The sequence below is a fragment of the Verrucomicrobiia bacterium genome (assembly GCA_036405135.1).
In the GTDB taxonomy this organism is placed as follows: domain Bacteria; phylum Verrucomicrobiota; class Verrucomicrobiia; order Limisphaerales; family JAEYXS01; genus JAEYXS01.
In genome coordinates this window covers 21,428-35,841 of record DASWYF010000010.1, presented here as the reverse complement: position 1 = coordinate 35,841, position 14,414 = coordinate 21,428, and the positions used below count along the sequence as shown (strand labels likewise).

Below are 14,414 nucleotides of genomic sequence, written 5' to 3'. Positions count from 1 at the left end.
TCACTAGCTTAACACCTTGAACCGCGTCACGCTCGTGCGCAGGCCGGAGGCGGCATCGTTCAACTGTTCGATAGCGGCATTCGATTGACGCAGGGACTCGGCAGTTTGTTGCACGGCATCGCTGAGTTGCGTGAGCGCTTCGCTGATCTGTTGTGCGCCGGTGGATTGAGTCTGCATGCCGTCATTCACAGAGTCGAACCGCGGCGCGAGTGCCTGTACCTGCTCGATGATCTGAGCGAGTTGCTTGCCAACCTTGCCGACTTCATCCACGCCACGCCGGACTTCCTCAGAGAATTTATCCATGCTCATCACGCCCGCGCTCACCGCGGTCTGCATCTCCTTTACCATCTGCTCGATGTCATAGGTAGCAACGGCGGTTTGATCGGCGAGACGGCGGATCTCGGTCGCGACCACGGCGAAGCCGCGGCCGTATTCACCAGCCTTTTCAGCTTCGATGGCAGCGTTTAGAGAGAGCAGGTTCGTTTGATCGGCGACCTTGTTGATCGTAGTAACGACCTGATTGATGTTGCCCGCTTTTTCGTTCAACACAGCGAGGCGGCTGTTGATGGTTCCAGCGGCTTCGACGAGCTGCCCCATGGTGACTTCCATGCGGTTCAGGCTCTGACGACCGGCACCAGCGAGTTGAGTGGTCTCAACGGCGACACCCGCGACTTCGTTCATCGTCTTCACCAATTCCTGGCTGGTGGCGGAGATCTGGCGGGATGTAGCACCGATCTCAGCGGTTGTACCGGCGATCTCGGTGGCGGTGGCCTGTTGTTGCTTGGCCGTGGCAGCGATCTCGGCGACGGAAGTGTTCACCTGGATGCCAGAGCGTTGAACCTGGCCGATAAGGCCGCCGAGGTTTTTAGTCATATCGGCCAAGGCATTGCCGACGACATCCTTCTCCGACAGGGCACGGACACTCACGGTGAGGTTGCCGGCGGCAATCTCGCGGGTGGTTTCAGCAGCTTGGCGCAGATTCACAGACATCCGCGCAAAGGCATTGGTAAGCTCACCGATCTCGTCCTCGCGTGCCGTAGTGTTGATGGCGACGCTGATGTCGCCAGTGGCGATCTGGTTGGCCACGGCGGTGACTTGGCCAAGCGGCCTGGAGATGCTGTTAGTTATCCCGACGCCGATGACCACAAGCAACAGAGTGGCAATGGCCGTGCCCCAAAGAATCGTCAACTCGGAGTTGTCAGCAGAAGTTTTCGCCTTTTTCTGGCGGTCATCCAGTTCTCTGTTTCCTTCATCCATTATGTCCCTGACGGATTTCCTTATGCCATCCAGCTCTGTTTTGCTCGCCAGGATCGTGGTGGAAAAGGTGGTGACATCATTCGTTTCCGAATCTTTGCGAGTCTGGACCAGAACACTCATCTTGCCGAGCTTTGCAATGACCTGCCTGTCAAGTTCCTCGACTTTTTCTTTGAGCCCAGGATGGCTGGCCGCCATATCTCTGATGTGTTTTATGTGCAAATTATAGGCATTGGTGGCTTCTTCAAAACGCTGCAAAAAAAGCTCGTTCTTGGCCACAACATAACCGCGCAAACCCAGTTCTGCATCTTTGACATCAGCCAGAACATCTTCTGCCTCGAGCAGCAAATGATAGGTCTCTTTGGTGAATTCATTGCTTTGAACCAGCTCTTGGGTGCTTTGGTGAACTGTGAATCCCAGGATGATCAAAGCAACTATTGCGAGGACATAACCGATAGCTATGCGCTTACCTATGGTGAATTTCATAGTGCAGATTCAGAAGAAGCTACGCGGCCTGTTACGTCCTGTCAGGAATAAATTGGGTGAAAAGATATGGAATCGCCTGCCCTGTAAGATACGAAGAAAAACGACCATCCAAATCCCGACTTGGGCAAGGGTGGTGGTTGCCGGAGGAGGATAACCCGCTGCTAGGACGTTTCCTTGACGGCCTCGGCATTGATCTCCAACTCCACTTCATCCGCCACCGCAAGCACTCCAGACTCCAGCGCTTGATGGTAATTGATGCCGTAGTCTTTGCGATTGAGCTTGGTCTTGGCTTCCAGACCGATGCGCGTTTTACCCCAAGGGTCTTTGGCAGGGCCGGAAAGTTTGACGGGCAGTTTCAATTCCTTCGTCACGCCGCGCATGGTGAAATCTGCGATCAAGGTGGCGGCACCGTCTTTACCTGTTTCGATCTTCTTGGTCTTGAAGGTGATGGCGGGATGCTTGGTGGCATCGAAGAAATCGGCTGTGCGGAGGTGGTCGTCACGCTGCTTCACGCCGGTATCGATGCTTTGCACCTGGATCGTTCCGGCCGCTTCAGTGATCTTGCTGCCATCCAAGGTGATGGTACCGGTGAATTCCTTGAACTGGCCTTTCACATTGGCTAGGCCCAAATGGCGTACACTAAAAGTGATGCTACTATGGGCAGGATCAATCTTATAGTGGTCCGCCGCCTGAACCGATGAAGTCGCAAAAAATGTCGCAGCCAAGACAGCCAAAGCAGATATGCAGCGCATAGATGTTCCTCAAATAATTTTAACCACGATACATCATGTCAGGAAAAGGGCCATGCCCTTCCAAAATGATGGTTAACCCGGAGTGACGGATAACTGAGCATGTCCTAAGATGACGAAATGATGGGGAGCATCATATCTGCGGGAAATTGCATGCTTGAAGTGGCGATGAACGCCCGTGTAGGATGCCATTGGGATGCGGGGGCCGGTGTAACTAGTTATCCATGAGTGATTTGAAAATCTGTTCTTGAGGAAAGCAAGAAGGGTTTCGCCGGTTAAAAATGACCAAACTTCGTACCATTCGTATCGCGATTTGCCTGCTCTGGCTGGTGATGGTGGGGGTAGGTTTTGCCCTCGTTCTGAGGTATGAAAACACGCCGGGCGGGGAGGGAGAAATTACTTCGCGATGGCCCGCTGAGACTGCCCTCAAATTAGACTCCGGACACGCCAACCTCATACTTTTCGCCCATCCGCAGTGTCCATGCACGCGAGCGACGATCGAGGAATTAAATCGTCTTCTGGCGCGGACGAAGACGAAGGTTCATACCCAAGTGTGGTTCTTCCAGCCGACGAATTTTCCTGCCAGCTGGAGCCGATCGGACCTATGGCGCAGTGCAGAAAGAATTCCCGGTCTGACTGTGCAGGCGGACGTGGACGGGCGGGAGGCCAAACTGTTCGGCGCTGAAACATCTGGTTCTGTTTTGTTATACGATGCGAAGGGGCAATTGCTTTTCAAAGGGGGTATCACGAGCGGACGCGGTCATATGGGGGACAATGCCGGGGAGAGCAGTATCGCTGCGTTACTGGACGGAAAATCACCCGCTTTGAATGAAACGCCGGTTTACGGCTGCTCCATGCTCAGTTGCGAAAGGGGCCAGAACCCATGAACGTCTCCACCTCCTCTCGAACGAACGACTTGGCGCAGGCCGTTTCGCAACGTGCCGGACAACTGTTTTTCGAGCATCAACAAAGCATCATCAAGCATACGGATCTGCTCTTCGCCAAGCTGATGGTCTGCCAATGGTTCTTTGCCCTGTTGCTGGTGTTCTGGATATCGCCATCGAACTGGTCGGGTGAAAACAGCAGCATCCATCCTCATGTATGGGCGGCACTGATTTTGGGCGGCATCGTCACGGTGTTGCCGGTGGCATTGGCAAAATTTCAACCCGGACAACCGTTGACACGTCATGTGGTAGCGGTGGGGCAGATGCTGATGTCGGCGCTGCTGATCCATCTGACGGGCGGACGCATCGAGACGCACTTCCACATCTTCGGTTCCCTGGCTATCTTGGCTTTTTATCGTGATTGGAAGGTGTTGGCATCAGCCACGGTGATCGTCTATGTGGACCATCTCGCTCGCGGCATCTTCTGGCCGCAGTCCGTTTACGGTGTGTTGAACGCGCCGATCTGGCGGTCGCTCGAACATGCAGGCTGGGTGATCTTTGAAGTGACCTTCCTCGTCATCGCCATCCAGAAAAGTCTGACGGAAATGAGACTGGTGGCTGAACGGCAGGCCAAGATTGAATTTTCCAAGGACGAGATCGAGCAAACGGTCGCGACCCGTACGGCTGATCTGACGCGTGAGATTGCGGAGCGTCGTCAAGCGGAAGAGCAATTACGCAAGAGCGAGGCGCAATTGGCCAATGCACAACAGATCGCACGTATGGGAAGCTGGGAATGGGACATCGCCAAAGGGCACGTCTCCATGTCGGATGAGACAAAGCGTCTTTACGGACATGCTCCTGAAATCGCCGGTCTATCCATGGAGATATGCATGGAGCGGGTGCATCCGGAAGATCTTGAGCGTGTGAATGTGACGATGGCGGAATCGTTGCGCACGGGAAAACCTTTTGTGTGCGATCACCGCGTACTTTTGCCGGATGGTGTGGAACGGGTGATCCAAGGTCGCGCCCAAACTGTGATGGAGGGCGGCAAAGCGATCAAAATGTTCGGCACGGTGCAGGACATCACAGAATCCAAGCGTGCGGCCGAGGCGCTACAACGCAGTGAGGAGCAATTGCGTCAGGCGCAGAAGATGGAGGCGATCGGACGTCTGGCAGGCGGTGTGGCGCATGACTTCAACAATCTGCTCACGGTGATGGGCGGCTATTGCGCGCTCACTCTGTCGAAGCTGGAAGGCAGTCCGCTTCAAAAAAATATTTCAGAAATGCAGAAGGCGTGCGACCGCGCTGGTGCGCTGACGAATCAGCTGCTCACCTTCAGCCGCAAACAAGTTTTGCAGCCGCGTGTCCTCAATCTCAATGAGGTGGTGGTGGGCATGGAGAAGATGCTTCAGCGGTTGATCGGCGAGGATATCAACCTCTTCATCACTTCTGACCGTTCCTTGGGTAATGTGAGAGGGGATCGTGGACAGATCGAGCAGGTGGTCATGAATCTGGCGGTGAACGCGCGCGATGCCATGCCGCGCGGCGGCAAGTTGACCATCAGTACGGAGAACGTGACGATGGATCAAAAGACCAGCTCCCGCAATCGCACCTTGGAAGCCGGTCACTACATCATGCTCTCTGTCTGTGATAACGGCATGGGCATGACGAATGAGGTGAAGGCGCATCTGTTCGAGCCGTTCTTCACCACGAAGGGCGTGGGCAAGGGAACGGGTCTGGGGTTGGCCACATGTTACGGCATCGTTACTCAAAGCGGTGGCGATATCCGTGTGTATAGCGAACCGGGCTTTGGCACCGCCTTCAAAATCTATCTGCCGCGCACGGATGCGGTCGCGGATTCCACAGCCAATGGCGAGCAGATACCGATGGCGACGGGCATGGAATCCATCTTGGTGGTGGAGGATGATGAATCCGTGCGCACATTGGCGCTGCTGATCTTGCGCGAGTCGGGTTACAATGTTCAGGAGTCAGACAATGCATTGGCGGCGTTGGAATTGATCGCCGATAGTCCGCCGTTCGATCTCGTGCTGACGGACGTCATCATGCCGCAGATGAGCGGCAAGCAATTGCACGATCAGATCAAGAAGCGGATGCCGAGCACGAAGGTGTTGCTCATGTCCGGTTACACGGATGATGCGCTGGCTCATCACGGAGTGCTGGAAGAGGGGCTCAGCTTCATTGAGAAGCCGTTTTCACCGATGCAATTGACGCGGAAAGTGCGGGAAGTGCTGGATGCTCCGAAAATGGTGAGTTGAGTTTCAAGTTTTCAGTGTTCAGTTTTCAGTGGGAAATAAATCACGAAGGCACGGAGAGTGTGGAGGAAAAGATTTTCAACCGAATGGGGTCAATCGAATGAAGGGTTTTGCGAAGTGAATCCGGGCTTTTTCCTGCTGTCATCCCGGTTAGTAAATAGCACGCCTTAATGCTACGACTCACCCCAGCCCTCTCCCCGTTAAGGGGCGAGGGAGAACATATGAACGCGTCTCTTGCTTATTCACGTGCCAAAGTTCATGACAAGCTCTAGCGAGAGCCTAGGATTTCCAGGACGCGGGGGATGATTTGGGAGGCGAACATGGCGTGGCCGCGGTCGTTGGGGTGGAGGCCGCCCATGACGCTGTTTTTCTCCGCCAATCCTTTGGCAGCTCCGGGGCCGAGGTCGATGATGTAGACGGATTTGTCGCGCGGATGTTTTTTGCGATGGAGGGCGACGGCGTCTTTGAGTTCGGCGGCGTAGTATTGGCCAAAGGGGATGATGATGACGATCTTGGCCGAGGGAGCGCTTTTACGCAGGACGGCGAGGCTCTGGACCATGCTGGCTTTGGTGTCGCTAGGATTGGATTTGTGGATCGCTTCGTTCGTTCCGTAATTGATGGTGATGAGCGCGGGTTCTTGATTCTTTTCTCCGTAGCCGCTGATGCGGCCTTTCGCATCGAGCAAGGAGTGATTGTTGCCATCAATCTTGTTCCAGCGGCTGGAGGCATCGTCGTGCACGCCGCCAGTGCCGTTCACGGAATTGGTGATGTTGTAGAAGGCGGGGACATCGCCGGGCGGTGTATCGCCACGATGGATCCAACCGCTCCAACCGCAGGCGCTGACGCAATACTCGAAGTCGCGCGTTTGCAAGGCGAGACCGAGCAGATGGGAATAGACGGAGAGTTCGGTGGCACCGATGCCTTCGGTGATACTATCGCCGATGATCCACGCCCATTTCTTGGCAGGTGCCGCGGCGATGGGTTTGCTCCCGGGATCGAGTTGAAGGCCGGTCACGCGCAGGACATTGAGCGGGCTTTTGCCTTCGCTGCCCCAGCGTTCCAGTTGTTGCGATTGCTGGAGATATACGGTGAGTTCATGGCGGCCTTTGCCGGTGAGGCCTTCAATCATGATTTCGTTCGTGCAGGTGATCTTGGATTTCCAGACACCGTCAATGTTGTAGGCGATCTGCGGGAGCTTGAAGTTGGGTGGATACGTGGAGGTATCTAGCAAGAGTTTGGCGGTGGGTTTGTCTGCGGAGGTTTCCCAGGTCACGCGGAAATAAGCGCCGGCATTCCAAGTCTGACGATACACGTTACCGCCACGTCCGGTATCGCCAGTCCAGTTTCCGGGGGAGAAGACCATGGCGGGGGATTGCACGGAAATGGTGACGGGCTCGGCGGCGGAAAGCGAGTGAGTCAGAGCCAGCGCAATTAGTGCAAAGAAAGTTTGGGCGAATTTCATAACGGCGATCAGGGAACACAGGAAGGTTCCAAGTTTTCAGAGGGGAATCAACCACGGAGGGAAGAAAGAGTTTCAAGTTTTCAGTGTTCAGTTTTCATTGCGGTTTCGAGTTTCTGGTTTTGAGTTTCGAGTAATGTCTTCGGAGCGGTTTGGGGCGCGCAGGATCAACTGGCAGTGATAATCTTCCAAACTGCGATAAACCCAAAAATTGAATAGGTTGAAAACGCAAGTCCGATGAACCCGACAGCCACGACGTAAATCCGAAACCGGAGGGGATGATCAGCTCGTCGGTATGACTCGTAACCATCTCCTCCCGGTCCGCCGTTCCGTGCAACCGCAATACAATGTCCGCAAAACCAATAGGCCAGGAGACTACAAACAAGGGTCGTAAGGATGAGGATGTAATCACTCATGATCCGCTGCCTTATTGGAGCAATCCCTGATTGCTGTGCAATCAATCTCTCGATAACCGCGACTCGTGCTCAGACGAATGCAGTGCGAGCACTCCAAAAAATCCAGCCACAAACGCCAGTAGATAATACATGTAAAGTTCAAATGCTTAAAAGCTCAGCGCTACGGCGCAATGATGGCAACCCAAAATGCTTTCTGGGACTTGCGGCAGCAAAACGTTAGGCCGCGTGGTTCTGTAACATCCTCTCAATCTCATGCTCTTCGTGAATTTGCGCTAACCGTAGCGGCGTGCAACCATCTTCACACGTCGCGGTGAGTGATGCGCCGCGCTCCAACAAAAGTCTGACCGCGGGGAGATGCCCCTGTGCGACGGCTTCATGCAAGGGACTGTTGCCAAGTTCACCCCGGCTCTGAATGTCTGCTCCGGCATCAAGCAAAGCGGCAATGGCGGCAACATCACCCCTCACTGCCGCAACGTGCAGCGGCGTGTTTTGCCAAAGCCCACGGGTATGGACGCCAACCGTGGGAATGCCGGTGAATTCGGGCAGGTCCGGCATCTCTACCAGAAAATTATGGAGCACGGAATCACTCATGGTGTGCGATGGAGGCTAACGACCAAGATCAGCCAAGCAGAACCAGTGATGTGGCCCGCATAGGCGGACTGCCAGCGCCAACACGGTGTGGCAGCCAACGGTCATCAATAGTAATTCGGTAGCGGGTTTCATTCGTCCGTTATGATGTGTTGGGTTACACCATCAACAAGGAGATTCCATTCTTTATTCAAACGATCAATCACTTCTGCTTTGGTCAATGTGCCTTCAATATATTGCTGCATCACAAGGTTGCCCTTATCGGTCAAATTCACATCAAGGAGAGGATGGGACAAAATCACGGAAAGATGATCGCCCAAAGACTCAAAAAGCTTACTAAGCTCTACCCACTTTTCCTCGGGCACCCGAGAACAGAGAGGCGAATACTCGGCGTGTAGCCAATCCCCAAGCCTGCCGTGTATGCTTGTCAGGAGAGCGATGTCGGGGCGAAGCTGTGAACTGATGCTGTCATCGAAATAAGCGCACATGTCGGCAAATTCCAATTTGACAAGGAATAGTGGATCAGCGGCTAGAATAGCCTGCCGCAAATCCTGCGGCCGATAGAGCTTCTGTTTGCTTTTGCTGAGATCACCTTCGCTAAGTGCGTGAAGATAGTAAAAGAGAAGGGCTTCGATTGTGTAACGTAACTCCAAAGCTGCATACAATAAGTAGCTCTTGTCCTGCCCTTGATTGTGCAAATTAACGTTGCGGATGAAGCGCTTGTAGTAGGCAATGGGTGTTACCGGATATGGGCTGGAATTTTTTTGGGACATAGTTCTGTCAGGTATCACGTGTGGTTTTAAAATTTAGGCGCTTTTTTCTCGGTCCAAATGGTCCCTGAAAATTTATTGCGCATCGCATTGAGGTTCAGCCTGAGACCCAATTTGCGACCAAGCTTTTGAGCGAAATGCCACAGCCCGTGTTTATGATACGGTGCGTTATCCATATATTCGACAAATGAGCATGCTTTAATCGCACTCATTGACGGGTCATCTGCAATTCCGGAAGAAACGCCATAAGTCCAAGTCGGCTGAGCAAGTGTGGAAATATCACAACTTGCAAATATTGGGTGACCATCGAATTTTTCGATTAAAGGCAGAGCTACGGCGATATCATATATTTTCCCATCAATTTCCACCCATGAATGATCGAAGTAATTTTCGCCTTTTCCTAATTCACCGCAAACCAGAGTGTTTTCTATGCCTTTTTCCCGCAAGAGAACGTGCAGCAAGGCGGCCGTTACATGGCAGGCACCTCGGAATTGTTCAGCGCACACAAACTCGAGAACAGAAAAATACGTGACGGATATTTCGGGCGCTAAAAAATTTGATGCAGCGATCGAATTGATGTTGGTTTTATAATCTGCGCTCATTTTGTCCATTCTGCCTTTTTTGGGAGGGGGCAATTTATCTGGAGCTTCGCCCACTTGGGAGGGACTCCACGTAGCTCAAGCCGGTGGCCTTTAAGAAGGTTGATTTGAAAATACGGTGTTTTGGCCTGATTCCTTAACTGATGGATGACTACCGTAAAATTTAATATCGGGCATTTTACCGAAACGTGCACCTGATACCTCAGGCAGAAGATCACGATGTCTTCCCCAATTGAAAATGTGTAGATTCGGGAACTCTGGTGCACAGGTTACCGAATCTTTCTGACGGTTGTATGTTGGATAGTGTGCGTGAATCAATAAGCGTTCGGCTAACACAATTTGTCTCTCCCATATCATGTTTTCGGGAGTTTCAATGCCTGATAAGCGTCCAATATAGATTGAAGCCTGACTTGAATCTCGGGTGTAGCTGATCCAATCAGTATGCTTGGGGATTCTCACAGAAAATGTCACTTTGTGTGCAAGGCCGATGTATAACAACTCAACTCTGCCGTGCGTCGGGTTCGGACCATAAACCTGATAAACTCCATAATCGTGCGGCTTGTTTAGTGATGTGACGTCTTTCAAGGTGAACGGCCCATCCCAGTTAATGTGGATAGTATTCATAGTTTCCAAGCGGCTCGATTCGGCGTGACGGTGGCATCTCTTTGTTGAATTTGATTAAGATGGTAGCGGGAAGGTTTGGCAAGTGCGGTTTGCGGGGAAGAGGTAACCGCTAAATACGCGAACTACGCGAAAGAGGATTTTGAACAGGAGAGAACGGAGGGAACAGAGGAGTTGGTTTAACAGAAGGGCGCGAAGGGAGCGAAGGGCATCGGTCCGAAGAAGCAGAAGAAAAGAGAGTAAGGCGAAGGCCGAAGGGCCGATGGTCGGCTGCCGATCAGTGCCTCCTCTCCCCTGCCCTCTCCTCCATCTATCGATGGAGGAGAGGGAGATGGAGCTTTGTGTTACTTTCATAAGTTAACTCCATTTTGGGGGCAGTATCAGAATACGCCCTGGCGGATGTCTCGGCTGGTTTCACTCGATCACATTCTGTCAGCAATCGACGCGTTCAATCTGGTCGCCGTCGAACTTTAAATAAAACCCGTGTTCCTCGTCCCATGATGGAGACATGTAAACTCGGGGATGGTAGCGATCGTCTGCGTTATCCACTTCATCAGAAACCGTGAGTGCTCTGTCATCAGAAACCGTGAGGGCCCTCGCCTCAAGATATGGGGCAAGACCGTCCACGAGCAAATTCGGGGGCACTTCACAACCTGCCAGCCAATCAGGTTCAGATCTGGCGATGGTGAGGTACTCCTTGAACACCATCTGGGCGATCGCGCTTTTGTTTTTCTCGAATTTGCCGATCAATATTTCCATGGCGTCGACCATGGCCTGATCTGGCTGCTTTCCCATGGCAACGGTCAGCTCTACCGCGAAGGTGCCCAGCGGAGAGTCGATGGTATCGCGATGGAGGAACCAGTCGAACTGGTATGGACCTCGTGGCTGTTTCTTGAAGTCTGCTAGTTTCATGGTTTTCTAAAAGACGAGTGCCTAATCAAACATACAGAGTGCGGGTGCCAGGCGCAGCGTTACGGACTTTTTCTGAGAAACCCGCGTAGAAAAACGGGATGTTGTCCGCCTCATCTCCGTCCAGGCGGCTGCGCACTTTGTCCCATGTCATGATCGCGATATGACAGGCGGGTTCTCCCACTACCAAGACTGGCTGGTCTCTCTGTTCGTGCCATTGATAGTCGCCACCAAATTTTTTGCGTGCCACTTCAAGGATGTAGCAGCCGAATTCCTGAACGAGTTGTTTTTTCATCCTCTCCGGGATGTCGCATTCGGCACATTCTGAGAGTGCATCTTCAACTGATTGAAGGCTTGCTTCGGAATAGTCCAACTGGCCGCCGGGGCGCTCCTTTAACATGGTGACTGCTTTAGCAGCGAGTCTGGCGGCCTCGTTTTTGAAATCGCTCATAACTTTGCAGCAGATGTCAGATTAATAGGGGAAGAATTTTTGATAGGATTTACAAGAGGCACAGGATAGCAAGGGATTACTTTTAAAGCCATAGATGGAACACGGAGGACGCGGAGAGGGAGAAGACGCGAATTTCACTAATTAGCACGAATTTGAAGAAGGCTAGAGATGCGATAAATAGGGTTTATTTTTAACTTAGTAAATTTTAAAGGAAGCTTGAGGAGATGATTTTGGGTGAAAAAGGGAAAATCTTCGATTGGATTTTCCTCTTTCACAACGGGTTGGGAGAAATGTCGCTGTGGGATAATAGATTTCGGTGGTTTGAGTGGTTGTGAAGGTGGATAGTGGGATTGCTGACAACTCGTTGTCGGTAAAGGACGGGTTTGAGGTAATTTTAAGTTCTCAGTTTTAAGTTTTAAATTGTGGACAGGAAGAACCGGAATCCCCGCTGAATGATTCAATGGAATCGTATTTGGCAATCCTTATGGAAACATCAAGGACGAGATGAGAAGGGGGAAAAGCTCTCTTGCATCGAGTCTGCTGTTTTAAACTTGGTGGTGCAGTTGCGAAAAGAGTTACGGCGGAGCGGCAGCTCCGCCCTACCGGGTTTGGAATAGGATCTGTGGGTGTGTCGGGCGTGTGGATTGGGGCTCGTAAGCTGGAGGGGGAAAGGGACGTCGGGCGGCGTAGGATTTTATGACGGTTCGGGGAATCCCAGAGTAACCACTGCGGAACCGGCCGGGAACTAAACACACGCTTAATTTGAACTCTCAATCGTAGAGGGGGAGAACACGGTAGCTCGCAGGGGTCGGATGGTTTCATTGCTCTTTGACATAGTTCCTTAAAGGGAATGCAGAGGCCGAAGGTCGGCTGCCCATGGTGGTGGGAGGGAGAGTGGCTGGACGTTTTGTTTACGTTTGGCGTGCGTGCCCCCTCACCCCTGCCCTCTCCCCCCAAGGGGGGCGAGGGCGGTGAGAGCGGTTAGGCTTCGGCGGGTGGCGGGTCTTGCTTATCGTGTGACTTTGACGAAAAAGGTCAGGGCGGCGGAGCACCACCGCCCTACCAATGATTTGGGTTCTGCGTTTCTTTGTGGGGTGGCTGGCGAGGGTTGGGTTTGGGAGGTTGAGGCCGGAGGCTAGAGTGCCGTAGCACAGGATGCCTTGAGCGGGTTGCCGGGCGGAGCAAACCAAACAGTAGGTCATTTCGAGGGGACAATTAATTTACGATTTACGAAGGACGATTTACGGTCGCTTAGGTTTCCATGTTTCTGCTCAAGGTTTGTGAAAGCTTTAAGGAGAAGTTAGGGACGAGGTGGAACTCATCCTTACCAGATTAGTTAGAGCCTCCTGACGTCGGCTGCTACGGATTGGAAACGAGGACGACGAAAGGTTAGTTCCGCTACGGAGTTTGGGAAAATGGAGCGGGTGAAGGGAATCGAACCCTCGTAGCCAGTTTGGAAGACTGGAGCTCTACCATTGAGCTACACCCGCTGCCTAAATAAGTGCAACGGCATGTTAGCCGTAGCGCTTGCGTTGTCAATTCACGTCCGCATAGGTTGGAGGGCGTGGACGCCAAGCGCCGAATCCGATGATCTTCAATACATTCGCTTACTTTTTCTGTTTTCTGGTTCCAGCGGCGATTTTATATCGCTACTGTGGCAAGGAACACCGGGCGTCTGTCTGCATCGGGTTTGGAGCTGCTTTCTTTGTCTATTATTCCATCCATGAAGTAGGTGGATATGCGGGAGCGGCCTGTCTGGGGATATTCCTCTGGGAAGCAATCTTCAGCCGCCTTTACCGGCCTGGTTCGAAATGGTGTCTGGTGGGGGTGATCCAGGCGATCCTGATCTTGATCATCTTCAAGTATTGGAATTTTTTTACGGGTCTGCTGTTCCCGGGTGCCAATCCGCTTCATTGGAAAGGTGCATTCCTGCCTTTGGGCATCTCTTTTTTCACGTTTGAGTTCATCCATTATGCAGTGGACCGGTATCGAGGCACGGCGGTGGCGGGGCGTTTGCGTGATTACATGGCTTTCATCCTTTATTTCCCCACGATGGTGGCGGGGCCGATCAAGCGTTATCAATCTTTCGCAGCCGGGTTGAAAAATCCGGCCACGGATTGGGGGCTGGATTGGAATCGCGGGGTCACCCGTATTCTCGCGGGGTTGGTCAAAAAATTTGCCATCGCCGATCTGCTCACGGCGTTCACGGATCATTTGAACGTCCATGACATCGCGCTGGCGGAGAGGTGGATTCTGCCGGTATGGCTGCTGGCTTTTGGGTTTAAAATCTATTTCGATTTTTCGGCGTATTCGGACATCGCCATCGGTTCGGCAAGATTGTTTGGCATCACCATACCGGAGAATTTTGACTGGCCTTATCTGCGCACGAACATCACAGATTTCTGGCGGAGCTGGCACATGTCTCTCTATCGCTGGCTGGTGGATTATGTTTTCATTCCATTGGGCGGTTCACAGGTGCCATTGCCCGCAGTTTATCGGAATGTGATCCTGACGATGTTGATCAGCGGCTTATGGCATGGGGCAGCGGCAAATTTTCTGATCTGGGGCTTATGGCATGGGCTCTTGCTGGCGATCCATCGTTTCTGGACGAGTTTTCGACCGCCAACTGATAAGGAGCCCTCTGCTTTCGGCCGTGCGTGCGGATGGGTGTTGACGTTCGGTTCCGTGAATTTGGGCTGGGCTTTTTTCTGCATGGACACGGAAACGGCCTGGTTTTTCTTGAACCGCCTGTTCATCGGATAATTTAGGGAACGACTTATGAGAAAAATTAAAGAAGCCTTGGAGTATCTGGGAGGGGCGAGAGATTTGCCGCCTGAGGGCCAAGGCCCGGCGTTAGATTCACTGTTCTGGGGTGTTTGGTGGTTCCTGATGCTTGTTGTGATCCTGCATTATTCCGGGCAGTCATCGAAGTTCATCTATATCGATTTCTGAGAT

General features: G+C 52.6%; 14 protein-coding genes and 1 tRNA gene. 5 read left to right on the top strand and 10 right to left on the bottom strand.

The features are described from left to right. Nucleotides 1–3: 3 nt before the first annotated feature. Nucleotides 4–1,086, bottom strand: a complete 1,083-nt coding sequence (locus tag VGH19_04180; GenBank protein ID HEY1170546.1) for a methyl-accepting chemotaxis protein — start codon at nucleotides 1,084–1,086, stop codon at nucleotides 4–6. A 9-nt stretch (nucleotides 1,087–1,095) separates the two neighbouring features. Between VGH19_04180 and VGH19_04175 the strand changes: the two genes are divergently transcribed. After that, nucleotides 1,096–1,791 carry a hypothetical protein gene (locus VGH19_04175; GenBank protein HEY1170545.1) on the top strand — a complete coding sequence of 232 codons (696 nt, stop codon included), beginning with the start codon at nucleotides 1,096–1,098 and terminating at the stop codon, nucleotides 1,789–1,791. Between the two features lie 110 nt (nucleotides 1,792–1,901). Here VGH19_04175 and VGH19_04170 read toward each other — a convergent pair whose 3' ends face one another. After that, nucleotides 1,902–2,492, bottom strand: a complete 591-nt coding sequence (locus tag VGH19_04170) for a YceI family protein (GenBank protein HEY1170544.1) — start codon at nucleotides 2,490–2,492, stop codon at nucleotides 1,902–1,904. A 278-nt stretch (nucleotides 2,493–2,770) separates the two neighbouring features. Between VGH19_04170 and VGH19_04165 the strand changes: the two genes are divergently transcribed. After that, nucleotides 2,771–3,376 carry a hypothetical protein gene (locus VGH19_04165; GenBank protein HEY1170543.1) on the top strand — a complete coding sequence of 202 codons (606 nt, stop codon included), beginning with the start codon at nucleotides 2,771–2,773 and terminating at the stop codon, nucleotides 3,374–3,376. Then, entirely contained in the window at nucleotides 3,373–5,649 is a 2,277-nt protein-coding gene (locus VGH19_04160) for a response regulator (protein HEY1170542.1), read from the top strand. Before VGH19_04165 ends, VGH19_04160 begins: the two co-directional genes overlap by 4 nt. A 265-nt stretch (nucleotides 5,650–5,914) precedes the next feature. Here VGH19_04160 and VGH19_04155 read toward each other — a convergent pair whose 3' ends face one another. The 8 genes from VGH19_04155 to VGH19_04120 all read right to left on the bottom strand — a co-directional run bounded on the left by VGH19_04155 (nucleotide 5,915) and on the right by VGH19_04120 (nucleotide 12,949). Then, on the bottom strand, nucleotides 5,915–7,108 hold the full coding sequence (locus tag VGH19_04155) for an SGNH/GDSL hydrolase family protein (protein HEY1170541.1): 1,194 nt from the start codon (nucleotides 7,106–7,108) through the stop codon (nucleotides 5,915–5,917). Between the two features lie 629 nt (nucleotides 7,109–7,737). After that, complete coding sequence (locus VGH19_04150; GenBank protein ID HEY1170540.1) at nucleotides 7,738–8,112, bottom strand: ankyrin repeat domain-containing protein; 375 nt, start codon at nucleotides 8,110–8,112, stop codon at nucleotides 7,738–7,740. A 128-nt stretch (nucleotides 8,113–8,240) separates the two neighbouring features. After that, complete coding sequence (locus tag VGH19_04145) at nucleotides 8,241–8,882, bottom strand: hypothetical protein (GenBank protein ID HEY1170539.1); 642 nt, start codon at nucleotides 8,880–8,882, stop codon at nucleotides 8,241–8,243. 26 nt (nucleotides 8,883–8,908) lie between these two features. After that, nucleotides 8,909–9,535, bottom strand: a complete 627-nt coding sequence (locus tag VGH19_04140; GenBank protein ID HEY1170538.1) for a lasso peptide biosynthesis protein — start codon at nucleotides 9,533–9,535, stop codon at nucleotides 8,909–8,911. Nucleotides 9,536–9,571: 36 nt separating this feature from the next. Then, complete coding sequence (locus VGH19_04135; GenBank protein HEY1170537.1) at nucleotides 9,572–10,102, bottom strand: hypothetical protein; 531 nt, start codon at nucleotides 10,100–10,102, stop codon at nucleotides 9,572–9,574. Nucleotides 10,103–10,531: 429 nt separating this feature from the next. Further along, complete coding sequence (locus VGH19_04130) at nucleotides 10,532–11,011, bottom strand: hypothetical protein (protein ID HEY1170536.1); 480 nt, start codon at nucleotides 11,009–11,011, stop codon at nucleotides 10,532–10,534. Between the two features lie 25 nt (nucleotides 11,012–11,036). Then, nucleotides 11,037–11,459: a hypothetical protein gene (locus VGH19_04125; GenBank protein ID HEY1170535.1), complete on the bottom strand. Its 423-nt coding sequence runs from the start codon at nucleotides 11,457–11,459 to the stop codon at nucleotides 11,037–11,039. Between the two features lie 1,416 nt (nucleotides 11,460–12,875). After that, nucleotides 12,876–12,949: transfer RNA gene (locus VGH19_04120), tRNA-Gly, on the bottom strand. A 97-nt stretch (nucleotides 12,950–13,046) separates the two neighbouring features. Here VGH19_04120 and VGH19_04115 point away from each other — a divergent pair. Continuing rightward, nucleotides 13,047–14,222, top strand: a complete 1,176-nt coding sequence (locus VGH19_04115) for an MBOAT family O-acyltransferase (protein HEY1170534.1) — start codon at nucleotides 13,047–13,049, stop codon at nucleotides 14,220–14,222. Between the two features lie 15 nt (nucleotides 14,223–14,237). Beyond that, nucleotides 14,238–14,411 carry a hypothetical protein gene (locus tag VGH19_04110; GenBank protein HEY1170533.1) on the top strand — a complete coding sequence of 58 codons (174 nt, stop codon included), beginning with the start codon at nucleotides 14,238–14,240 and terminating at the stop codon, nucleotides 14,409–14,411. Nucleotides 14,412–14,414 lie beyond the last annotated feature (3 nt).